We start from the raw sequence: 22,541 nt of genomic DNA on the forward strand, positions 1-22,541 counted from the left end.
CGGACGCCGTGCTCGGCGGTCCGCAGCGGCGGCCTGGGAACCGGTTTCCTCCCCAATTCACAGGCAACGCCTATAATCAGGGATGAGCCTGAAAGCCTGATCGCATGACCATCACTGAAGACACCCGTCCCGCCCTGGGCCTGTCCCAGATCCAGTCGCTTGCCGCAGCCGACATGGCTGCCGTCGATGCCCTGATCCGCCGCCGGCTGTCCTCGGATGTGGTGCTGATCAACCAGATCGCCGACCACATCATTTCCGCGGGCGGCAAACGCCTGCGGCCGATGCTGGTGATGCTGGCCGGCCATGCCGTCGGCGGCGCCGGCCCCGAGCACCACCAGCTGGCCGCGATCATCGAGTTCATCCACACCTCCACCCTGCTGCACGACGACGTGGTGGACGAATCCAGCCTGCGCCGCGGCCGCAGCACCGCCAATGCGCTGTGGGGCAACGCGCCGAGCGTGCTGGTGGGCGACTTCCTGTACTCGCGCAGCTTCCAGTTGATGGTCGAGCTGGACCGGATGTCGGTGATGCAGATCCTGGCCGACACCACCAACCGCATCGCCGAAGGCGAAGTGCTGCAGCTGCTGCACGTGCACAACCCGGACACCGACGAAGCGGCCTACCTGCGTGTGATCGAGCGCAAGACCGCGGTGCTGTTCGCCGCCGGCACCCGCCTGGGCGCACTGGCCAGCGGCGTCGATGAAGCCACCCAGCAGGCCCTGTACGACTACGGCATGCACCTGGGCTACGCCTTCCAGATCGCCGATGACGTGCTGGACTACTCGGCCAACGCCGACGAGCTGGGCAAGAACCTCGGTGACGACCTGGCCGAGGGCAAGGCGACGCTGCCGCTGATCCACGCGATGGCGCATTCGGATGAAGCCACTCGCCAGCGCCTGCGCGAGATCGTGCAGAACGGCGACGCCTCGGCGATGCCGGAAGTGCTGGCCGCGATCCACGCCACCGGCGGCCTGGACTACAGCCGCCGTCGTGCCGAGGAATATGCGGAAGCCGCCGAACGCGCGCTCGACGGCCTGGCCGACAACGACGCCGTCGCCGCCCTGCGCGGCCTGGCCCGTTACGCGGTACAGCGTTCGCATTGATGAAGGAGTGCCGACCCACGGTCGGCACCTACCAGGGCAGGTGGGTGCCGACCGTTGGTCGGCACGGAAACATCGGTGGGTGGCCCCCCGTGGGGGGGACCGGAACAACCGGGGGCGCCGCCCCGTGGGCGGCACGGAAACATCGGTGGGTGCCGACCGTTGGTCGGCACTACATGAAACGCTCCTCGAAGAACTCATCCAGCGCCTTCCAGGCACGCTTCGCCGCACGCTCGTTGTACTGGCAGCCCGGCGGGCTGTTGGCATCGCGCTCGGCAAAGCAGTGCACCGCACCGCTGTAGTTGGTGAACTCCCAGTCCACCTTGGCCGCGTCCATTTCCTTCTGGAAGCTGCCGATGTCCTCTGCGGTTACGCTCTTGTCGTCGGCGCCGTTCAACACCAGCACCGAAGGATGGCTGCCACCGGCCTGCGCCGGCAAGGGCGACCCGAGCCCGCCATGCAGGCTGACCACACCTGCCAGCGGCGCACCGGCACGGGCCAGTTCCAACACCGTGGTGCCACCGAAGCAGAAGCCCACCGCGCCGATCCGGCTGGCATCCAGCGGTGCCTTGCCCGCCTGCGCCTTCAACACGTTCACCGCCTCCAGTGCCCGCGCCCGCAGCAGCGGCCGGTCGTTGCGCAGCTTGGTCGCCACCGGCCCGGCCTCGGCATCGGTCTTCGGTCGCACGCCCTTGCCATACACATCGGCCACCAGCACCACGTAGTCATCGCCCGCCAGCTGCTTGGCCTTCTCGATGGCCGATTCGTTCACGCCCTTCCAGTTCGGCACCATCACCAGGCCAGGGCGCTTGTCATGGTCGCCATCGTCATAGACCAGCACACCGCTGAAGGTCGTACCCTGGTGTTTCCACTCCACCGGCTGCGTCTTCATCGCCGCCCACGCTGGCATCGCCGCCAGCCCCAGTACCATCGCCACACCGCAACGCCAACGGTTCATGCGCCTGCTCCAGAAAGAGGGGACGGAGGGGATTAAGCCGTAATCGCCCCTCCCGCGTCGCATTCTGCATTGGCTGCGTGACGCAGGTGTGGTTGGATACGACCTGATCCCCTCCGTCCCCTCTCTGCATGAACCTTGTTGATCGCTTTCTGTCTGGCCTGATCCCGCGCTTGCCCGAGGACGATGCCCCGCAATGGGCATGGACCGAAGGTGCCAGCGAGGCCGATCTGCAACGCCTGCGCTCGCAGTGGCCGCAGGTTCCCGACAGCCTGGTGGAGCTGCTGTCGCGCGTGGATGGCACGCACTATCGCGAATACCCGAAAGGCGAGGTCTGTGTGCTGATGCTGGGCTCGGACGTGGGCGACTATCCCTACTACCTGCGCTCGGTGGCACAGATCTTCGAGGACCAGCAGCAGTGGGACGACAGCATCCGCTCCATCTACGAAGAATGGCTGGATGACGAACCGGACATCCTCGGCGAAGGCATCGACGCCGACCTGCCAATGAACCGCCGGCTGTGCTTCTCGCACTGCATGAACAACGGCGGCACCTCGATGCTGTATCTGGATTTCGATCCTGCGCCGGGCGGCAGCGTTGGCCAGGTGGTGCGCTATCTGCACGACCCGGACAGCTACGTAGTCATCGCGCCCAGCTTTGATGCGTATCTGCAGCAGTTGATTGATCGCGATTACGCGTTCATCAACGAAGACGAATGAAGGCAGCCGAGCGTAGGCTCGGCTCTACAGTAGATCCACGCCATGCGTGGATGGCGGTTTCACCCGCGTTCGATCCAATGCAACGTCCCAGGCTCAAATGCCAGCAGGTCCGCCGCCTCCAGCTGATCCCGCGACCAATGACGTTCCGGCGGTTTCGGCTGCCGGGCGCCCACCGAACCGTCGTAATCGCGTACCAGCAAGCCAATGCGCGCGGCCCCGGACTGCAGCAGCGCATCAATGCGCTGCAGCCATTGCCCGGCATCGCCCAGGGCTTCATCCTGGCGCCCCTGCTGATCCTGCTCATGTCGCGCCAACTGCTCAGCCAGCGCGCGGGCGATCTTGGCCTCACTCCAGCCCTTTTTGCGCCAGCGTTCGGCATCGCCCTCCCACTCCGGTTCGGCCCGCGCCGAGGCCAGCGCCGTACCGCAATCGCAGTGGCCCGCGCTCAGCCAGGGCTGCCAGCCGGGGCCGACGGCCGCCTGCAGGCTGGGTGAATCCTGCACGAACAACCGCCGGCCGCTGCGTTCCATGATCGCGGCGGCGTCAACGTGCGGCAACGAAGCAGGCAGGAACAGGGTAATGAAGGTGCACATGCGGTCCACCAGGCCAGTCCAGGAATCAACACATGGTAGATCCACGCCATGCGTGGATGGATGCATGCGGGGTCAATCCGGGGTCAGAGCCCTTTCCTGCGGAAAGGGATCCGACCCCTCAGCCGATCCCGATACCCGGAATCGCGCTGATGGTGTCCGGGTCGAACCCGGCCAGCTCGGCGAAATGCCGCCCGCGTGCGACGTAATCGCGATAGGCGCCATAGCTCGGCGCGCCCGGCGACAGCAGCACCACCCCACCCTGCTCGCCCAGTGCGCGACGCGCCAGCGCCATCGCGTCGGGCAGATCGGCAGCAGCATGCAGGCCGAAACGGCCGGCGTCGGCCAGCGGCTGCAGCATCGCGTGGATGCGTGGGCCGTTGCTGCCCATGGTCACGATCTCCACCGGCGGCACGTCGTGCGCCATGTGCTGCATGAAGTCGGTCCAGTCCAGCCCGCGATCATGCCCGCCGACCAGCAGCGCGATGCGCTGGCCGGCGAAGCACTCCAGCGCGGCCAGGCTGGCGTGCGGCGTGGTGCTGATCGAATCGTTGACGTAGGTCAGGCCATCGGCCTCGCCAATCCGCTGCAGGCGGTTCGGCAGCGGCCGGAAATCCTGCACGGCTGGCGCCAGCGCCACCGCATCCAGGCCCAGCGCCTCCAGTGCGGCCAGCACCGCGCACAGGTTGCCGCGGTTGTGGCGCCCCGGCAGCGGCGTGTTGCGGGTATCAAACACCCCCTGCTCGCCGCGATGCACGATGTCGCCGCGCATATGCCAGCCCTGCGGCTGGTTGAACCAGACCACCTCGCTGGCGGGCAACGACAGCGCGGCCAGATGCGGGTCCGCGGCATTGAGCACGGCAACGTGCGGCGCGGCGCCGGTCACCAGCTGCAGCTTGTCTTCGATGTAGCGTTGTTCGCTGCCGTGCCAGTCCAGATGTTCCGGGAACAGGTTCAGCACCACGGCCACCTGCGGGTGCGCACCACTACGCGCGACCTCGCCGGTCTGGTAGCTGGACAGCTCCACCGCCCAGTACGCAGGCGCCGGTTGCGGGTCCAGCACTTCCAGCAGCGGCAGGCCGATGTTGCCGACCAGACCGGTGCGATGCCCGGCTGCGCGCAGCAGGTGCGCGACCAGCGCGGTGGTGGTGCTCTTGCCCTTGGTGCCGGTCACGCAGATGGTGTCGCGCACGGTGCCTTCGGCATCGGCATGTTCGGCAAACCACAACGCCGTGCCACCGATGAAGGCGGTGCCCTGCTCCGCCGCCGCCAACGCGATCGGCAGATACGGGCTGATCCCGGGCGACTTGATCACCACCTCGAAAGAAGCCAGTGCTTCGGCCGTGGGTTCGCCGCGGACATCCAGCGCGCCCTGCGTTTCCGCACGCGCGGCCTCGACCTCGGCGGCCGGGCAGAACAAGCTCAGGCCAAGCGACGGCAGGCGCGCGCGCAGCACTGCAAACGCAGCACGCCCCTCACGTCCCCAGCCCCACAGCGCTACGCGCTTGCCTTCAAGCTGCGAAATCTTCACGCACCCGTTCCCACAGCGCCGCCGGAATACGATGTTCGCCCTGCAGCTGCATCAACGGTGCCAGCTCCAGTTCGGCTGCATCCAGCTGCGGCCGGATTTCATTGCAGAAACGCTTCACCAGCGCGTCTTCCCTCCACTCCGGGCGCTGCGCCAGGGTTGCCATCGCCGCACGCGATTCGCGGCCTTCGCCCACGCATTCGAACGGCTTGTGGTCCTGGAATTCCAGCAGCGCGTCGAAGCCACCGGCCTGCTCGATGTCATCCAGCAGGTTGCGGCCGAAGATGCGCACCAGGCGGGTTTTCGGCATGAACGGGGCCAGCGCCAGGAACACGAAGTGGCACTTCGGGCAGACGCCGCACCAGCGGTTCACCGGGCGCTCGCCAAGGATGTGGAAGTTGCGGTTGCAGCTGGAGAAATGCGCGTCGTAGAAATCGCTCTTGGCGAACTGGCGGGCCACCGCCAGCTCCGACATCGGCCGCAGCAGCGAGTAGTACTGCAGATCAGCGGCTACCTGCTTCTGCACGTACTCGCCAAAGGCCTGCTCGAACGCCCAGCCCTTCGACCACTGGTGGTTGACCTCGCCGGTGCCCGGAATCTGGCTGCCGTAGCTGGCCGAACGTTCGTTGGAGAACACCACCTGGTCCACGCCCTGCAGCACTGCCGCCAGCACCATGATCGCCGAGTTCACCGCGGTGACCGGGATGTGCCCGTTCCAGGCGCCCTGACGGTTGAGCTCGAACAGCTCCGGTGCCAGCGCGCGGCCGAGGTTCAGGGTCGGCAGGCCGGTGCGTTCGGCGCAGGCGCGGATCAACTGCGAACCACCGATCCAGGTCACCGTCTCGTCCACGCCGGCGCGACGCAGTGCTTCGATGCTGACCAGCGAATCCTTGCCGCCACCGATGGCGACCAGCGCATGCGCCTGCAAGCCCAGCTCCGGTGCCTGCACCGGCTGACCCTGTACCGGCAGGCGGAAGCGACCGCGCAGGTTCAGGCCGTTGCGGTAGGCGAATTCGCCCAGGCCGTTGAGGTAGATGGTTTCCACCAGCGCCGCCGTATCGGCGTCGATGCTGTAGCTGTCGATGCTGACCGTATCGGGCACACCGGCCTTGTAGTAGCTCACGCCGGCAATCAGGTGCAGCAGCCGCAGCGCGCGCTGCACGGCGTCGGCACGGGCCGGTTCCAGTACGAACGGGGCGCCCGGCACGGTCACGGTTTCCACCATCTCCGGGCCGTCATCGAAGGCGTAGACCAGCTTGGCCACGCCGGTGTCCGCGGCGAATTCGCAGCGGACGAAGCGGAAGCGGGAAACCTGGTGTTTATCGAAAGCAGTCATGGTGAATCCAGTTCAAGCACGGTCAGGCACGTGCCCGCGCGCAGGCGCGGGACGTGTCGGTGGGCGGGTGCAGGGCGCGCAAGGCGGCAATCATTCGATCACGTCCTCGCGCGGCATCGCCCGCTGGTTGTAGGTGTTGGACATCACATAGCCGTACGCGCCGGCGTCGGCGATCAGCATCACATCGTCCGGCGCGGTCGACACCGGCAGCTTGCGGCGCTTGCCGAACACATCGCTGGATTCGCAGATGGGACCGACCACATCAAACGCGGCTTCGGCGTAACCGCCCTGGCGGCTGAGGTTCTCGATGTCGTGCCAGGCGTCGTACAGGGCCGGGCGCATCAGCGTGTTCATGCCGGCATCCAGGCCGACGCGGCGCACGCCGTCCTTCTCCACCACCTGGGTGGCGTGGGTCAGCAGCACGCCCGATTCGGCCACCAGGAAGCGACCCGGCTCGATCGCCAGGCGGAACGCCGGATGCAGCGCCTTGACCTCGGCCAGGCCCTCGGCCCAGGCCTCCAGGTCGAACGGCTCGTCTTCGTCGCTGTACGGAATCGGCAGGCCACCACCGATGTCGATGGTGTGCACGCTGCCGATACGGCGCGCGAAACCGGCCAGCTCATCGCACATCAGGCGCCAGTGCTGGGCTGTTTCCACGCCACTGCCCAGGTGCGCATGCAGGCCGACCACGCGGGTGCCCAGCTCGGTGGCCGCGCGCACGAACTCGTCCACGCGCGCGATCGGCAGGCCGAACTTGGATTCCTTGCCACCGGTGCGGACCTTGGCGTGGTGGCCTTCGCCACGGCCCAGGTCCACGCGCAGCCACAGCTCGCGGTTGCGGAACAGGTCCGGCCAGCGCTGCAGGGCTTCGACGTTGTCGACGGTGACGGTCACGCCCAGCGCGAACGCCGCTTCGTACTCGCTGCGCGGGCAGAAGCTGGGGGTGAACAGCACGCGCTTGGGCGACAGTTCCGGAATGGCCTGGAACACATGCTTCAGCTCACCGTGCGACACGCACTCCAGGCCGAAACCTTCGGCTTCCAGCAGCTGAAGGATGGCCGGATGGCTGTTGGCCTTGATCGCGTAGTAGCGCTGGTCGATCGGCTTGATCGCCGCCAGCGCGCGGGCACGCGCCCGCACCGTCGGCAGGTGGTAGACGTAGCGCGGTGTGCCGGCATCGGCCAGCTGCAGCAGGTGCGCCCGCTGGCCGCGCCACCACGGCGTACCACGCGGACGCACGGTGCCGGCGATTTCGCGCCAGCGCGGGCCGAATACTTCGGTCTCTTCCACCGGCATCGCGCCGCTGTCGATCAGTTCGGCGTGCAGGATCGGCAGCAGGCCATCGGCATCGGCTTCGTCGATGACGAAGGTCAGGTTCAGGTCGTTGGACGACTGCGAGATCATGTGCACGCGCTCACGACCGAAGGTCGCCCAGACGTCCGACAGCTTGTGCAGCAGCGAGCGCATGCCCAGGCCGACCAGGGTGATCGCCGCGCACGGCACGATCACCTTGACCTTGCAGATCTGCGACAGGTCGGCCGACAGCGCGGCCAGCACATCGGTGTTGACCAGGTTCTCGGACGGATCCAGCGACACGGTGACGTTGGTCTCGGCCGAACCGATCAGGTCCACCGACAGGCCGTGCTTCTTGAACAGGCCGAACACATCGGCGAGGAAGCCGACCTGCTGCCACATGCCGATCCCTTCCATCGACACCAGCACGATGCCGTTGCGACGGCTGATCGCCTTCACCCCCGGCACCGGCGCGGCGTTGCCGTCGATGCTGGTACCCGGCAGTTCCGGGCGCTCGGTATCGAGGATCGCCATCGGCACGCCGGCATCGCGGCACGGCTTGATCGAGCGCGGGTGCAGCACCTTGGCGCCGGTGGTGGCGATTTCCTGCGCTTCGTAATAATCCAGGCGGGTCAGCAGACGCGCGTCCGGTACGTCCTTGGGGTTGGCGCTGAACATGCCCGGTACATCGGTCCAGATCTCCACGCGACTGGCGCCGAGCAGCGCACCGAAGTACGCCGCCGAGGTATCCGAACCGCCGCGACCGAGAATGGCGGTGCCACCGTCGGCATGACGCGAGATGAAACCCTGGGTGATCAGCAGGCGCGTGGGCTGCGCACGGAAGCGCTGCGCCCACTCGGCATCGGCACGCCACTGGCAGTTCACCGACAGGCGTTGCGACCAGTCGCTCTGGTTCGGCTGCGGTGGCAGCGCGTCCAGCCACTGGCGCGCATCCATCCAGCCGAAATCCAGGCCGCTGGCGCGCAGGTAGGCCGCGCCCAGGCTGGAAGACAGCAGTTCACCCTGGCCCAGCACTTCGGCCTGCCAGTCCAGCGGACGGTTGGGCGCACGCGGGTCGTCCAGCAGGCCCTGCAGTGCGGCCAGGCGCTCGGCCAGCACCTCGGTGCCGAGGCCCAGCTCTTCCAGGAACCCCTGGTGGCGTTCGACCAGCGCCGCCACGCGATCGCGGCTGTCCGGCGCGCCATCGGCAATCGCGGTCAGTTCGTTGGTGACCCCGGACAACGCCGAAACCACCACCAGCACGCGCGATCCGGTCTCTTCCGCCCGTTTTTTCGCCAGCTTCCCGATCGTGTCCCAGCGGTGGCGACGCGACACCGAGGTGCCGCCGAACTTCAGTACGATCCAACGATCGACAAGGGGGGAAGCTGACATGGATAGGCTATGTGTAATGTGGGGAAGCCGCCCTTGGGGGCGGAACCTTCGATTCTAAGCCCAATACACCCGTCAATGACCGCCTACCGTTACCTGCAGCTCGATGTCTTCGCCCACCACCCCGGTACCGGCAACCCGCTCGGTGTCGTGTTCGACGCGGATGGGCTGTCCACCGACCGCATGCAGGCCCTGGCCGCCTGGCTGAACCTGTCCGAGACCGTGTTCTTCCTGCGCCCCACCGCTGCCGGCGCCGACTACCACGTCCGCATCTTCACCCCCGCCAGCGAGCTGCCCTTTGCCGGCCATCCCAGCGTGGGTGCCGCCTGGGCGGCGGTCACCTGCGGTCTGGTGCAGCCACGCGACGGGGCCCTGCTGCAGCAGTGCGCGGCCGGCCTGCTGCCGGTGCAGGTCACGGGCCCGGCCAACGCGCCCACCATCCGCCTGGCCAGCCCAGCGGCGCGCCTGCTGCCGACAGCACCGGGCGCCGTCCCGGAAGCGCTGCGCGCCGCCACCGCTGAAGGCCAGTGCGCCGAACTCTGGGAAAACGGCCCGCGCTGGTGGCTGCTGCCGCTGCGCGATGCCGACGCCGTACGCACGCTGGTACCGGACATGGCCGCCCTGCGCGACTGGAGCATGGCCACCGATGCGCTCGGCGCAGCGGTGTTCGCGCTCGAACCCGGTACCGGCCATGACCTGGTGGTGCGTGCGTTCTGCCCTGCCGATGCCCCCAACGTGCCCGAGGATCCGGTGACCGGCAGCGTCAACGCGCTGATCGGCGCCTGGCTGCGGCAGCGCAATGCGTTGCCCGGCGAGAACGGGAGCTATGTGGCCAGCCAGGGCCGCGAGGTCGGCCGCGACGGCCGCGTCCAGGTCACTGTCGATGCACAGGGCACGGTATGGATCGGTGGGCAGGTGCAGCCGGTGATCGACGGCAACATCCGCTGGTAGCGTCGCCCCCGGCGGCCTGCCGCGCTGCGCGCTCGCGGGGCACGGCCCCGCGCTACCCTATGCGGCCTGTTTCCTGGAGTTCCCGCCTGATGTCCGCACGCCGTTTCCTGCAGCTGGATGTGTTTTCCCCGCGCCCGGGCGCTGGCAATCCGCTGGCTGTCGTGCTCGATGCCGAAGGCCTGGACGATGCGGCAATGCAGGCCATCGCCCGCTGGACCCGCCTGCCCGAAACCACCTTCGTGTTCCCGCCACAGGGCCCCGGCGCCAGCTACCGGCTGCGCATGTTCAGCCCGCAGAAGGAAGTGCCGTTCGCCGGCCATCCCAGCGTCGGCACCGCCCATGCGGTACTGCAGGCGGGCCTCGCCCTGCCCCTCGATGGGCTGCTGGTACAGGACGGCATCGCCGGGGCGCTGCCACTGCGCGTGACCGGTGAAGGCGCGCAGCAGCGCATCGCCATCCGTACGCCGCGTGCACAGCTGGCCGAGACCGCGGCAGCCGACGATCCGCGCCTGCAGCCCGCCGTGCAGGGTTGGCCGCTGGGTGCGCTGCCACCGGCGCGCATGCAGGGCGGTCGCAGCTGGTGGGTCGTGCAGGTTGCGGACGAAGCCGCGTTGCGCGCCCTGCGCCCCGATTGGGACGCGATCGCCACGCTGGCTGAATCGACCGACAGCATGGGCGTGTTCGCCTATGCCTTTGCCGATGGCAGCGAAGGCTACGACCTGGCCGTGCGCGCCTTCGTCGGCAATGGACGCCGCTTCGAGGATGCGGCTTCAGGCGCGGCCAACGCCGTGCTGGCGGCCTGGCTGGACCTGCGTGATGCCCTGCCGCGCGGCCGCCAGCCCTTCGAAGTCAGCCAAGGCCGCGAAGTCGGCCACGATGCACGCCTGACCCTGCTGGTCGACGAAGACGGCGAGGTCTGGTCCGGCGGCCAGGTGCAGACGGTGATTTCCGGCACCATCGACTGGTGATTGCCCGCACGCGGGGTAGCGCCGGGCCATGCCCGGCGTCTTTCCGCCGCGCTCGCCGGGCATGGCCCGGCGCTACCAACTTCTCAGCCCAGCTCGGCTTCCAGACTGATCGGCACTGCGCTCAGCGCCTTGGAAACCGGGCAGTTCTGCTTGGCGTCATCGGCGATCGCGCGGAACTGCGTCGCATCGATTCCGGGCACCACCGCCTTCACTTTCAGCCGGATCTGCGACAGCTGCGGGCCGCCTTCCATCGACAGATCGACCTTGGCTTCAGTATCCAGCGAGGTCGGGGTGAACCCGGCTTCGCCGAGCTTGGCCGACAGCGCCATGGTGAAACAACCGGCGTGCGCGGCAGCGATCAGTTCCTCGGGGTTGGTGCCCTTTTCATCACCGAAACGGCTGTTGAAGCCGTAGCGGGTTTTGTCCAGCAGACCGCTCTGTGGCGTGCTCAACTGGCCCTTGCCCGACTTCAGGTCGCCTTCCCAATGCGCGGTAGCGTGTCGCGAGATTCCCATGTCCTGCTCCGTTGTGGCTGCGATGAACCAATACCCTGGCACGCACCGCGTTAGCCCTGCGTCGCTCCGCCGCATGCGCCGCGCCTGTCCCGAGCCAGCGAGTGGACACTTCTTCGCCATCACTCCGGCGATTTTTCCCTTGTTTTCAGTCATTTCGCCAACCCGACCGAAAACAACAACAGCGCAATGCAGTGCACCACCGCCCCCGCTTCCCCCACGGCCGGCCATGTACTGAATCGGCCTGGATATGAAAAAACATGCACTTTCAGCGCTCCAGGCTATTGGCGGCGCCCAAGAGTTGCCCTACATTGCGCTTGCCGACGGGGTTCGGCGCCGACCAAACAACCAACCGTTCACGGAACAGGAAACCATGGCAAAGACCGCTAAGAAGGCTGCCCCGAAGAAGGCAGTGAAGAAAGTCGCGACGAAGGCTGCCGCCGCCAAGCCGGCCGCTCCGAAGCCGATCAAGGAAGTGCTGACCAAGTCGGGCCTGGTTGCACACATCGCTGAAGTCTCCGGCGTTGTCGCCAAGGACGTCCGCGCTGTGCTGGCCTCGCTGGAAGGCGCTGTCGCCGCTTCGGTGCACAAAAAGGGCGCCGGCTCGTTCACCCTGCCGGGCCTGCTGAAGATCAGCACCGTCAATGTGGCAGCCAAGCCGAAGCGCAAGGGCATCAACCCGTTCACCAAGGAAGAGCAGTGGTTCGCCGCCAAGCCGGCCACCACCAAGCTCAAGGTTCGCCCGCTGAAGAAGCTCAAGGACGCTGCGCTCTAAGCGCGCGCCCTGCAGCGGATACCTGACGGGACGGCCTTGGCCGTCCCGTTTTTTTTTGCCCGCTCTCCAGTAGATCCACGCCACGCGTGGATGCCGCCCCTGCGACCCCGCAACACAGCGTTTCCCGCGCCCACGCAATCACCCGCACAGGCCCGCCGCCCATGGCCGCGTCGCTGTTTTTCCAGTGCAGGAACGAACCGGGTGGAACACTGCGTGCAGCCCCGGCCATCGCCGCCGACCGATGCCTTGCCTATGGTGGAGCCATTCCTCCCCACCAGCGCGAGCACCCCTCATGGCCAGCCCCTCCACCCGCTACCGGATCTCGGTGACCCCGATCGAAAAGGACGGGCACCAGTGCACCGGGCGCTGCACCATCGAACTGGAACACCGCGCCAGCCGCGACCTGATGCGCCTGCTGGAATCAGCCCCGCGCACGGCCGGGCTGAGCGGCGACGAACGTGCCACCCTGGTGGTGGCGACCCAGCTGCTGCGTGACATCGTGCAGCGCCATGCGGACACCGACGGGCATGCGCTGGCCGCTATCGCCGCCCAGGTGCTGCCGGCGCTGGATGCGCTGGAGCAGCTTCCCTCTTCGCGCTGAGGCGGCCCCGGCCGCTACACTGCCGCCTTCCAGGTCGCCTCGGGGAGGAGGCAGACATGCGCGGTTTTCTTTGCTTGTTGATCCCGTTGCTTGCGGTGGGGTGTTCCAACCCGCCGCCTCAGGCGGATTCCACGACACCAGACTCAGCCCCCGCCGCAACCACCGCTTCCGCACCAATGACGGAAGTGGCATCGGAGGCAGCTTCCCTCGACGCCATCACCATCGACCCACTGTATGGCGCCGTTGCCATCGGCAGCGAATCGCCCGCAGCGATGCTCAACCGCTACATGCTCGACCTGCTCAACCAGAACAAGGCGCGCAGCGATGCGGCCTGGGCCTATGCCCCGGCCGACCCGCATCACGCTGACGACGCCGTGCTGCGCCTGCTGCCCGACGTACGCAACCTGCGCCTGGACAGTGATGTGGCGGTGCCGCGCGACGATGGCCAGCCGCCGCGCCTGCTGCAGGTGCCGGTGAAGATCCGCGCGGTGACCGCCGAGGGCACCTTCCGCTACCACGGCTGGTACCGCGTACAGCCCAGTGCCGACGGCCGCGCCTGGCAGATCCAGTCGGCCAGCCTGCAGCCAACGCTGGACTGAACCGTTGCAGCGGTGTGTACCCGCGATTCAGCGGGCAAAGCTACTCTGTAGGCCTCTTCGATCCTTCTTCCGGTCACCACCATGCGCCTGCGTTCCCTGATGACCCGCCTTGCCGCCTCGACCGTGCTGATTGCTGCCGCGATCGGTGCGCAGGCCGCCCCTTCGATCTCCGGTCGTGAACTGGCGGTCGGCGCCAGCGACGTGCAGCAGTACCTGGACGGCAGCTTCCCGCGCACCCAGGACGCACTGGGCGGCCTGATCGCGCTGACCATGAGCCACCCGCAGCTGAGCCTGCCGGCAGGCGAACGATTGAACCTGGGCATGGACGTGGCGCTGGCCACTGCGGGCGGCAACCCGGCCAAGCTGGGTACGGTGAAGCTCAGCAGCGGCCTGCGCTATGACGCGCAGACCCAGGGCTTCCACCTGCAGCAGCCGAGCGTGGACGACTTCACCCCGGCCAGCCAAGGCGGCCACCTTGACTCGCGTACCCGCGGCCTGCTGAACGCATGGCTGAGCGACTACGCCCAGCGCGAACCGATCTACAAGCTGGACCCGGCCGTGGCCGGCCTGCTCGGTGCCCTGCAGGTGCAGTCGGCGCAGGTGAAGAACGGCAAGCTGGTGGTGACCTTCAACCAGAACCTGGGCAACCTGGTGCCGGCCGGCGTCCTGGGCAAATAAGCAGCCGCCAGATGCGGTAGCGCCGGGCCATGCCCGGCGGCTTCTGCCCTTTCCGCGCTTCGCACTCGCCGGGCACGGCCCGGCGCTACCGCATCACACCATCACGCCGCCAGCGCCTTCACCAGCGCCTCGCTGAAAGCGGGAATGTCATCCGGCTTGCGGCTGGTGATCAGGTTGCCGTCCACCACCACTTCCGCGTCGCGCCAGCGCGCGCCGGCATTGGCCAGGTCCTGCTGCAGCGACGGCCACGACGTTACCTCATGTCCCTTGGCCAGCCCGCTGTTGATCAGCAGCCAGGGGCCGTGGCAGATCGCCGCCACCGGCTTGCCGGCCTCGGCCACGCCGCGGATGAAGTCCAATGCCGCTTCGTTGGTACGCAGGGTGTCCGGATTGATCACGCCGCCGGGCAGCACCAGCGCATCGAAGCGGCCGGCATCGGCCTCGTCCAGCGGCTGATCCACGGCGACCGAATCGCCCCAGTCCTTGTCCTTCCAGCCCTTGATGCTCGCCTCCTTGGCCGGCGACACCACGCTCACGCGCGCGCCCTCCGCTTCCAGCAGGTGCTTGGGTTCGATCAGTTCGGACTGCTCGAAACCGTGCGTGGCGAGGATGGCGATCTGCTTGCCGCGTAGGCGCTGAGTCATGTCGTGCTCCAGATGAAGGGGAGCGGACAGGGTGGGCGAAGGCGCATTGAACGACGGTGACCCGGCCGTGCACGGCAGGTGGAGAAACGCACGGGTAGCGCCGGGCCATGCCCGGCGGCTTCTGATTCGGCCCGCGCCTCGCGCTCGCCGGGCATGGCCCGGCGCTAGCGGATCAACGCTTGGGCTGCAGCATCGTGCCGGTGCACTTGGGCGAACCGCAGCGGCACTCCCAGATCTTCTTCAGCTTGGCCGTATGCCGCTCGGCCAGGGTGATGCCGTAGTTGTAGGTCAGCTCTTCGCCGGCCTTGATGTCGCGCAGCGCCTCGATGAACACCTTGTCGCCGCGGCTGTCACCGTCTTCGTCTTCCTCGATCACCGCCTCGCAGTTCGGGTCGCAGCTGTGGTTGATCCAGCGCGCGTCGTTGCCCTTGTAGTTGGCATCGATCACCCAGTCGTCGTTGAGGGTGAACAGGAAGGTATGGCCGCTTTCCACATCGCCACTGTCATCGGCATCGACATCGCCGTGGCTGCGCAGCAGGCCCTTGTACTGGATCACGCGCTCGCCCTGCTTGATCGGGGCCACGGAAAACACACCGTTGCCGTGGATGGCGGACTTGCGGGCTTGGATCTTCTTGGGCATCGGCAAGAGACGTTTGCAGCGAAAGGAACGTTGATTCTCGCCCATTCCGGGTGATTGCGAAAATCACCCCCATGCCCCAGCATGTCGCCCCGTCGGCCGCCCTCGGCCGCCGACCTGCAGCCGGCCCCAAGCGCCCGCTGAATGGCCGGGTTGGATGCCGGCGAATAAAAGCGTACAATTTCAGTCCGCTTTAAGAACCACTCGCATCCCATGTTGCGCGTCACCAAGCTCACCGATTACGCCACCGTCGTACTGACCGTGCTCGCCGCCCGTCCGGGCGAGGTGCTCAGTGCCACCGAGCTGGCCGAATTCACCGGTCTGGAGCCGCCCACCGTCAGCAAGGTGCTCAAGCCACTGGCCCAGGCCGGCCTGGTCGAAGGCCTGCGCGGCGTCCGCGGCGGCTACCGGCTGACCCGTCCATCGATCGAGATCTCGCTGTTTGAAGTGGTCGAAGCCATGGAAGGGCCGTTGGCCCTGACCGAGTGCAGCCACGACCACCACCAGTGCGGCATGGCGCCCAAGTGCGGCGCACGCAGCAGCTGGCGGCTGATCAACGACGTGGTCTCCGAGGCCCTGCGCGATGTCAGCCTGGCGCAGATCCTGCCCCCTCTTCCCCTTGTCGACGAAGAACAGCGCCGCACCATCGCTGTCGACGTCGTCTCCTGATCCGTAGGCAGCCCCCCATGGCCACCGAAACCATCGAAACCGTCGCCAGCGACGACACCCCCAACCGCGAGATCCACGAGCAGCTCGGTCGCAAGTATTCGGCCGGCTTCATCACGGACATCGAGTCGGACTCCCTTCCCGCCGGCCTGGACGAGGACACCATCCGCGCCCTGTCGGCGAAGAAGGAGGAGCCGGAATGGATGACGCAGTGGCGCCTGGACGCCTACCGCCACTTCCTGACCATGCCGATGCCGAACTGGGCCAAGCTGCAGATCGCCCCGATCGACCTGCAGGCGCTCAGCTATTACTCCGCGCCGAAGGGCCCGAAGTACGCCTCGCTGGATGACGTGCCCAAGGAACTGCTGGACACCTACGACAAGCTGGGCGTGCCGCTGCACGAACGCGCCAAGCTGGCCGGCGTGGCCGTGGATGCGGTGTTCGATTCGGTCTCCGTCGGTACCACCTTCCGCAAGGAGCTGGCCGAGAAGGGAGTGATCTTCTGCTCGATGTCCGAAGCCATCAAGGAACACCCGGAACTGGTGCGCCAGTACCTGGGCACCGTGGTGCCGGTCGGCGACAACTACTTCGCCGCGCTCAATTCGGCGGTGTTCTCCGATGGCAGCTTTGTGTTCATTCCCAAGGGCGTGCGTTGCCCGATGGAACTGAGCACCTACTTCCGCATCAACGCCGGCCACACCGGCCAGTTCGAGCGCACGCTGATCATCTGCGAAGAGAAGGCGTACGTGTCCTACCTGGAAGGCTGCACCGCGCCGATGCGCGACGAGAACCAGCTGCACGCCGCGGTGGTCGAACTGGTGACGCTGGACGATGCCGAGATCAAGTATTCCACCGTGCAGAACTGGTACCCGGGCGATGAGAACGGCGTCGGCGGCATCTACAACTTCGTCACCAAGCGTGCCGAATGCCGTGGCGCGCGCAGCAAGGTCACCTGGACCCAGGTCGAGACCGGCTCGGCGATCACCTGGAAGTATCCGTCCTGCGTGCTGCTGGGCGACGATTCGGTGGGTGAGTTCCACTCGGTGGCGCTGACCCACCATCGCCAGCAGGCCGACACCGGCACCAAGATGATCCACGTCGGCAAGCGCACCAAGAGCAAGATCATCAGCAAGGGCATCAGCGCCGGCCGCGGCCAGAACACCTACCGCGGCCTGGTGAAGATCGACCGCAATGCCGACGGCGCGCGCAACTACACCCAGTGCGATTCGCTGCTGATCGGCAAGCAGTGCGGCGCCCACACCTTCCCCTACATCGAGGTGAAGAACCCGGGCGCGACCGTCGAGCACGAGGCCACCACCTCGAAGATCTCCGACGACCAGCTGTTCTACTGCCGCGCCCGTGGCATCAGCCAGGAAGACGCGGTGTCGATGATCGTCGACGGCTTCTGCAAGCAGGTGTTCCGCGAACTGCCGATGGAATTCGCGGTGGAAGCCAAGAAGCTGCTGGAAGTCTCGCTGGAAGGTTCGGTGGGCTGATCGCCCGCCCTGCCCTCGCACAACGCATTCTTTTTACCGGCGGGCCGCGGCCCGCACCACGGAAACCCCCACCATGCTGAAGATCGAAAACCTCCACGCCCGCATCGGCGACAAGGAAATCCTCAAGGGCCTGTCCCTGGAAGTGAAGCCCGGCCAGGTGCACGCCATCATGGGCCCCAACGGCGCCGGCAAGTCCACCCTGGGCAATGTTCTGGCCGGCCGTGACGGCTATGAGGTCACCGAAGGCAGCGTGCAGTTCGAAGGCGTCGACCTGCTCGACCAGGACCCGGAAGCGCGCGCCGCTGCCGGTCTGTTCCTGGCGTTCCAGTACCCGGTGGAAATCCCCGGCGTGAACAACACCTACTTCCTGCGCGCCGCGCTGAATGCACAGCGCAAGGCACGCGGCGAGGAAGAACTGGATTCCATGCAGTTCCTCAAGCTGGTTCGGCAGAAGCTGGCCGTGCTGCACCTGAAGGACGAACTGCTGCACCGTGGCGTCAACGAAGGCTTCTCCGGTGGCGAGAAGAAGCGCAACGAGATCTTCCAGCTGGCCGTGCTGGAGCCGAAGCTGGCGATCCTGGACGAAACCGATTCGGGCCTGGACATCGATGCGCTGAAGAGCGTGGCCGACGGCGTCAACGCGCTGCGCAGCGCGGACCGCTCGTTCCTGGTCATCACCCACTACCAGCGCCTGCTGGACTACATCAAGCCGGACGTGGTGCACGTGCTGGCCGATGGCCGCATCGTCAAGAGCGGTGGCCCGGAACTGGCGCTGGAACTGGAAGCGCACGGCTATGACTTCCTGAAGGACCGGGTCGTGCCCGAGGCGGCGGTCTGATGAGCGCCCTGCTCGACTCCATGGCCCAGGCCTTCTGCGGCAGCGATGCGCGCCGCGAAGTGCTCGACAGCGTGCTGCGCGACGGCCTGCCCGGCGCACGCAGCGAAAGCTGGAAGTACACCTCGCTGCGCCAGCTGGAGCGCCGCAGTTTCACGGCCGCGCCGTTGGCCCCGGCGCTGCTGGATGTCGCCGTGCTGGAGGACATCCCGGCACCGCGCCTGGTGTTCGTCAATGGCCGCCTCGACGACGCGCTGAGCGACGTGCAGGGCCTGCCGGCCGGCGTGCAGCTGGAAACGCTGTCTTCCGCACTGGCCGCTGGCGAGGACGCCGTACGCTTCCTCGGCCGCCGCTATGAGCGCAGTGACGAAGTATTCGCCCGCCTCAACGCTGCCCTCGCCGATGAAGGCGTGGTGCTGCGCGTGGACGACGGCGTGCAGGTCGAGGTGCCGCTGCAGCTGGTGTTCGCCAGCGTCGCTGGCGACACCGACCTGGCCTGGCACCACCGCCACCTGATCGAACTGCGTGCGGGCGCCAGCCTGGGCGTGGTCGAGCACCGCTTCAGCGTCGGTGACTCGGCGCACCTGGACAACACCGTGCTGCACGCCCACGTCGCCCGCGATGCGGTGCTCAAGCACGCCCGCGTGCAGGCGGGCAGCGCGCGCCAGACCAGCTTCCTGCGTACCGACGCGGTACTGGCCAAGGACGCGCAGTACCACCGCGTGGACCTGGAGCTGGGTGCCGCGCTCAGCCGCCATGAACTGAACGTGCGTCTGGAAGGCGACAACGCCCAGCTGACCGCCAATGGCGTGCTGCTCGGCACCGGCCGTCGACACGTCGATACCCGTCTGGGCATCGACCATATCGCCCGCGACACCAGCGCCGAGCTGCAGTGGCGTGGCGTGGCCGCCAACCGCAGCCGCGTGGTGTTCCATGGCGGCATCCAGATCCGTGCCGGCGCCGATGGCACCGACGCCAACCTGTCCAACAAGAACCTGCTGCTGTCGGCCGACGCCGAGATCGATACCCAGCCGACGCTGGTGATCGACGCCGACGAAGTGAAGGCCGCACACGGTGCCACCGTCGGCCAGCTCGACGCCAACGCGTTGTTCTACCTGCGCTCGCGCGGCCTGCCGCAGGCCCAGGCGCAGGCGCTGCTGAGCGCCGCGTTCTGCCACGAACCGCTGAAGGTGCTGCCCGAAGCGCTGCGCGAGCAGCTGGCACGGCGCTTGGACAAGGCGCTGGCCGAGGCGGGCGTGGCATGAACCTGTCCACCCCGCGACCGATCGAAGCACCCGCCGACGCCCCCGACTGGGCGCGCGTACGCCTGGACTTCCCGCTGCTGATGCGCGAAGTGCACGGCAAGCCGCTGGTCTATTTCGACAACGCCAACACCGGCCAGAAGCCGGTGCAGGTGATCGGCGCGGTGGACGAGTTCTACCGCCGCTACAACGCCAACGTCAGCCGTGCCGTGCATGCGCTGGGCACCGAGGCCACCGACGCCTACGAGGGCGCGCGCAACAAGCTGGCCCGTTTCCTCAACGTGCGCAGTAATGATCTGGTGCTGTGCAGCGGCACCACCTTCGCGATCAATCTCGTTGCCTACTCCTGGGCGCTGCCGCGGCTGAAGGCCGGCGACGTGATCCTGGTGTCGCGCATGGAGCACCACGCCAACATCGTGCCGTGGCAGTTGGTCGCCCAGCGCACCGGCGCGACCATCCGCGTGGCCGAGATCACCCCCGACGGCGCGCTGGACCTGGACGGGCTGCGTGCGGCGATGACCCCCGAGGTCAAGCTGCTGGCCGTGGCCCATGTCTCCAACGTGCTCGGCACCATCAACCCGGTGCGCGAGATCTGCCGCGAAGCGCGCAAGCGCGGCATCATCACGGTGGTCGACGGCTCGCAGGCCGCACCGCACCGCAAGGTCGATGTCACCGCGATCGGTTGCGACTTCTACGCCATCACCGGCCACAAGATGTGCGGCCCGACCGGTACCGGCGCGCTGTGGGCGCGTCGCGAGCACCTGGATGCGATGCCGCCGTTCCTGGGCGGCGGCGAGATGATCAAGGAAGTCAGCTTCGACGGCACCGTGTTCAACGATGCCCCGCACAAGTTCGAAGCCGGCACCCCCAACATCGCCGGCTTCATCGGCCTCGGCGTGGCGGCCGACTATCTGCAGAACGTCGGCCTGGACCACGTGGAAGCGCGCGAAGCCGAGCTGCTGGCGCACTTCACCGAAGAGCTGCGCCGGGTCGATGGCCTGCGCATCATCGGCGAGGCACCGGAAAAGGCCGCGGTGGTGTCATTCCTGATCGACGGCGCACACGCGCACGACCTGGCTACACTGCTGGATCTGGAAGGTGTAGCCGTGCGCTCGGGCCAGCACTGTGCGCATCCGCTGCTGCAGTACTACGGCGTGGCGGCGACCTGCCGTGCGTCGTTGGCGTTCTACAACACGCATGAAGAGATCGAGCGGTTCATGACCGCGTTGACGAAGGTGCGGAAGTTGTTGGGGTGAGTTTCCAGCAGCAGCTGGGAGAGACGAGAACGCCGCGGAAGACCGCGGCGTTTTTGCTTCTAGCGACTTCCCAAATTGACCCGCTATATGACGGCCGTAAAAGGCGGCTTGCGGAGAAAAAATCACATATACCAACCAATGCAATTCCACACAGAACGCCCGCGAGGCGCGAACTTCCGTTATGCATCAGACGAGCAACGACAAGCCGCACCAACAAGGCTCGCCAGGCACCTGCCACCAACCCAATCGACTCATCCGCTACAAACTCAATTGAACGCCTTCCATTACACCCATCCGATCTACATCCACTGGAGCACTTGGGGATCTGGGAGCACCATCGCGATTCCAGCGAAACGTGCCGGTCACCCGCAAGAATTTTTTCTCCCCATCCTCAACCGAAGGGATCTCTCGAAAGGCACCTGGACTTGATTCTGGATAGGCCACCAATGAACTGAATGAGTCCCTTGCGTCCAGTTCATCACGCGAGGGAAAGAACAAGATCGCACCATTGACCTGATCCATCCATGCATGGAAAGAAACCAATCGCCCGTCAAATTTTTCTGGCTGAGACAACAGCGCAGACATCGTGGTCATGCACGTTTCAGCTCCCAACTCATTTCCACGAAATTTACAGGCGCTTGGAGTTCCCGCGGAGCCCACATCTTGACTGGATGAGGAACAAGCGCCAAGGATGAAAACTAGCGTAACGACTGCAAACCACCGGCGTCTGGGATCCATCATTTCACCTTAAAGAAGTAGTCTTCGGCCGCAATGTACGCGCCAGGGCTCGTTCTAGCATTGACCGCTCCATTCATGCCTCTGAAGTCGAATCCCATGACGGAACCGCTAGGAGTGGCCACATAGCTGTTAACACCTGCAGATCTTGCTCTCTCCAGATCACCGCGGTAGAGACTCCCCTCCCATCGACCACCGCAAAAACAGGATCCCTTCCAGTAGCTGAATGCTGTATTCACGGGATGTGTATGGGCAATGGCCACCCTGACACCTGGGCCTGCGTAGTTGTTCTGCCCTTGAACTACGCTACCCGCTCCAGCGCCCGCAGTGGCATCACCCAAAGCAAAGTTGACAGCTGTGTAAGACTGATCGGAAAGCTGCGCGATATCAGCCCCTACTTCCAAATTGGTTGCACTGGTTACAGGCCGCGCAACTTCCGCAAAGTATCTGGCAGATCTAGCCTCCGAACTTTGTCGATTAGGAATACTGTTCGCCCTGTCGATGTACGCTTGCGGATCCCTCTTGATTGCCGCCAACTGCCCGCGAGATAGACTTTTTCCGCCTGCATTCTCGGTCATTCTGCAGTCCCAGTCCTTCCCGCACGCTCGCCGTCCATCAGGGTCGATTAGGCTATATGGGTTTGCATTTGCATATCGATACCGGCCAAAAGCATTCACCGAGCTCTGGAAAGCCGAAACCGGATCAACGCTCAGGAACGATGAAGTTGTCGGATCATAGTACCGCTGCTGCATGTAGCTCAGACCTGTGCCCGAGTCCGTCACATGCCCGGTGTACCCAGGACCATCTTTCAACGGCCGATTGACCACGGCCCCATACGGTTCATACACCCTCCGCTCGATTACATTTCCGGTGGCATCGGTTATCGCCACCGGTGAGCCCAAGGCGTCGGTGTGGATGTATTCCACCACTTCCTGGGCCGCAGCCGGTGCAGCACCGGCCATAGTCGCCACCACAAGAAGCGCTGCGCGAATCAGTAGAGAAGTGATTCCATTCAT

23 protein-coding genes are annotated in these 22,541 nt (G+C 66.3%); 13 read left to right on the top strand and 10 right to left on the bottom strand.

The window, feature by feature from the left end; all coding sequences use genetic code 11:
- Window positions 1-104: 104 nt before the first annotated feature.
- Window positions 105-1,103 (top strand): polyprenyl synthetase family protein, encoded by a 999-nt coding sequence (locus AC13GI_RS08430; RefSeq protein WP_099819306.1) that lies wholly within the window; start codon window positions 105-107, stop codon window positions 1,101-1,103.
- Window positions 1,104-1,272: 169 nt separating this feature from the next.
- On the opposite strand, the gene AC13GI_RS08435 is transcribed toward AC13GI_RS08430, so the two are convergent.
- Window positions 1,273-2,058 (bottom strand): dienelactone hydrolase family protein, encoded by a 786-nt coding sequence (locus AC13GI_RS08435; RefSeq protein ID WP_099819305.1) that lies wholly within the window; start codon window positions 2,056-2,058, stop codon window positions 1,273-1,275.
- Between the two features lie 128 nt (window positions 2,059-2,186).
- Here AC13GI_RS08435 and AC13GI_RS08440 point away from each other — a divergent pair, with 128 nt between their 5' ends.
- A complete protein-coding gene (locus AC13GI_RS08440) occupies window positions 2,187-2,774 on the top strand; it encodes an SMI1/KNR4 family protein (RefSeq protein ID WP_482996009.1) in 588 nt (195 codons plus the stop codon).
- Between the two features lie 59 nt (window positions 2,775-2,833).
- Here AC13GI_RS08440 and AC13GI_RS08445 read toward each other — a convergent pair whose 3' ends face one another.
- The 4 genes from AC13GI_RS08445 to AC13GI_RS08460 form a co-directional block, all read right to left on the bottom strand.
- A complete protein-coding gene (locus AC13GI_RS08445) occupies window positions 2,834-3,367 on the bottom strand; it encodes a hypothetical protein (RefSeq protein ID WP_482996010.1) in 534 nt (177 codons plus the stop codon).
- 118 nt (window positions 3,368-3,485) lie between these two features.
- Window positions 3,486-4,895 carry a UDP-N-acetylmuramoyl-L-alanine--D-glutamate ligase gene (gene murD, locus AC13GI_RS08450; protein WP_482996011.1) on the bottom strand — a complete coding sequence of 470 codons (1,410 nt, stop codon included), beginning with the start codon at window positions 4,893-4,895 and terminating at the stop codon, window positions 3,486-3,488.
- Entirely contained in the window at window positions 4,876-6,228 is a 1,353-nt protein-coding gene (gene murL / locus AC13GI_RS08455) for a UDP-N-acetyl-alpha-D-muramoyl-L-alanyl-L-glutamate epimerase (protein WP_482996012.1), read from the bottom strand. Before murL ends, murD begins: the two co-directional genes overlap by 20 nt.
- 90 nt (window positions 6,229-6,318) lie before the next feature.
- Complete coding sequence (locus AC13GI_RS08460) at window positions 6,319-8,913, bottom strand: bifunctional aspartate kinase/diaminopimelate decarboxylase (RefSeq protein WP_099819301.1); 2,595 nt, start codon at window positions 8,911-8,913, stop codon at window positions 6,319-6,321.
- A gap of 75 nt (window positions 8,914-8,988) precedes the next feature.
- On the opposite strand from AC13GI_RS08460, the gene AC13GI_RS08465 reads away from it, so the two are divergent.
- Together AC13GI_RS08465 and AC13GI_RS08470 are read left to right on the top strand one after the other, a co-directional pair.
- Window positions 8,989-9,861 (top strand): PhzF family phenazine biosynthesis protein, encoded by an 873-nt coding sequence (locus AC13GI_RS08465; RefSeq protein WP_482996013.1) that lies wholly within the window; start codon window positions 8,989-8,991, stop codon window positions 9,859-9,861.
- A gap of 89 nt (window positions 9,862-9,950) precedes the next feature.
- Window positions 9,951-10,829, top strand: coding sequence for a PhzF family phenazine biosynthesis protein (locus AC13GI_RS08470; protein WP_482996014.1), 879 nt, complete (start codon window positions 9,951-9,953; stop codon window positions 10,827-10,829).
- 83 nt (window positions 10,830-10,912) lie between these two features.
- On the opposite strand, the gene AC13GI_RS08475 is transcribed toward AC13GI_RS08470, so the two are convergent.
- Entirely contained in the window at window positions 10,913-11,344 is a 432-nt protein-coding gene (locus tag AC13GI_RS08475; RefSeq protein WP_019659396.1) for an OsmC family protein, read from the bottom strand.
- Between the two features lie 370 nt (window positions 11,345-11,714).
- On the opposite strand from AC13GI_RS08475, the gene AC13GI_RS08480 reads away from it, so the two are divergent.
- The 4 genes from AC13GI_RS08480 (at window position 11,715) to AC13GI_RS08495 (ending at window position 13,994) form a co-directional block, all read left to right on the top strand.
- Window positions 11,715-12,116 carry an HU family DNA-binding protein gene (locus AC13GI_RS08480; protein WP_089239384.1) on the top strand — a complete coding sequence of 134 codons (402 nt, stop codon included), beginning with the start codon at window positions 11,715-11,717 and terminating at the stop codon, window positions 12,114-12,116.
- Between the two features lie 292 nt (window positions 12,117-12,408).
- Window positions 12,409-12,717 (top strand): DUF3861 family protein, encoded by a 309-nt coding sequence (locus AC13GI_RS08485; RefSeq protein ID WP_099819298.1) that lies wholly within the window; start codon window positions 12,409-12,411, stop codon window positions 12,715-12,717.
- A 185-nt stretch (window positions 12,718-12,902) separates the two neighbouring features.
- A complete protein-coding gene (locus AC13GI_RS08490) occupies window positions 12,903-13,316 on the top strand; it encodes a hypothetical protein (protein WP_482996015.1) in 414 nt (137 codons plus the stop codon).
- A gap of 81 nt (window positions 13,317-13,397) precedes the next feature.
- Entirely contained in the window at window positions 13,398-13,994 is a 597-nt protein-coding gene (locus tag AC13GI_RS08495; protein WP_482996016.1) for a YceB family lipoprotein, read from the top strand.
- Window positions 13,995-14,095: 101 nt separating this feature from the next.
- Here the strand turns inward: AC13GI_RS08495 and AC13GI_RS08500 are convergent, their stop codons facing one another.
- Both AC13GI_RS08500 and AC13GI_RS08505 read right to left on the bottom strand, forming a co-directional pair.
- Window positions 14,096-14,638, bottom strand: a complete 543-nt coding sequence (locus AC13GI_RS08500; protein ID WP_482996017.1) for a type 1 glutamine amidotransferase domain-containing protein — start codon at window positions 14,636-14,638, stop codon at window positions 14,096-14,098.
- 172 nt (window positions 14,639-14,810) lie between these two features.
- Window positions 14,811-15,278: an SET domain-containing protein gene (locus tag AC13GI_RS08505; protein ID WP_010483549.1), complete on the bottom strand. Its 468-nt coding sequence runs from the start codon at window positions 15,276-15,278 to the stop codon at window positions 14,811-14,813.
- A 210-nt stretch (window positions 15,279-15,488) separates the two neighbouring features.
- On the opposite strand from AC13GI_RS08505, the gene AC13GI_RS08510 reads away from it, so the two are divergent.
- The 5 genes from AC13GI_RS08510 to AC13GI_RS08530 all read left to right on the top strand — a co-directional run bounded on the left by AC13GI_RS08510 (window position 15,489) and on the right by AC13GI_RS08530 (window position 20,790).
- Entirely contained in the window at window positions 15,489-15,944 is a 456-nt protein-coding gene (locus tag AC13GI_RS08510; RefSeq protein WP_025873978.1) for an SUF system Fe-S cluster assembly regulator, read from the top strand.
- Window positions 15,945-15,961: 17 nt separating this feature from the next.
- Window positions 15,962-17,437 (top strand): Fe-S cluster assembly protein SufB, encoded by a 1,476-nt coding sequence (gene sufB, locus AC13GI_RS08515; protein WP_099819294.1) that lies wholly within the window; start codon window positions 15,962-15,964, stop codon window positions 17,435-17,437.
- 73 nt (window positions 17,438-17,510) lie between these two features.
- Entirely contained in the window at window positions 17,511-18,275 is a 765-nt protein-coding gene (gene sufC / locus AC13GI_RS08520) for a Fe-S cluster assembly ATPase SufC (RefSeq protein ID WP_089239372.1), read from the top strand.
- Entirely contained in the window at window positions 18,275-19,537 is a 1,263-nt protein-coding gene (gene sufD / locus AC13GI_RS08525; protein ID WP_482996018.1) for a Fe-S cluster assembly protein SufD, read from the top strand. Before sufC ends, sufD begins: the two co-directional genes overlap by 1 nt.
- Window positions 19,534-20,790 (top strand): cysteine desulfurase, encoded by a 1,257-nt coding sequence (locus tag AC13GI_RS08530; protein ID WP_482996019.1) that lies wholly within the window; start codon window positions 19,534-19,536, stop codon window positions 20,788-20,790. The genes sufD and AC13GI_RS08530 overlap by 4 nt, the downstream gene beginning before the upstream one ends.
- Before the next feature lie 258 nt (window positions 20,791-21,048).
- Here the strand turns inward: AC13GI_RS08530 and AC13GI_RS08535 are convergent, their stop codons facing one another.
- Window positions 21,049-21,384 (bottom strand): hypothetical protein, encoded by a 336-nt coding sequence (locus AC13GI_RS08535; RefSeq protein WP_133119594.1) that lies wholly within the window; start codon window positions 21,382-21,384, stop codon window positions 21,049-21,051.
- 143 nt (window positions 21,385-21,527) lie between these two features.
- Window positions 21,528-22,541 (bottom strand): RHS repeat-associated core domain-containing protein, encoded by a 1,014-nt coding sequence (locus tag AC13GI_RS08540; RefSeq protein ID WP_482996020.1) that lies wholly within the window; start codon window positions 22,539-22,541, stop codon window positions 21,528-21,530.

Source organism: Stenotrophomonas sp. 82F1 (assembly GCF_056861525.1).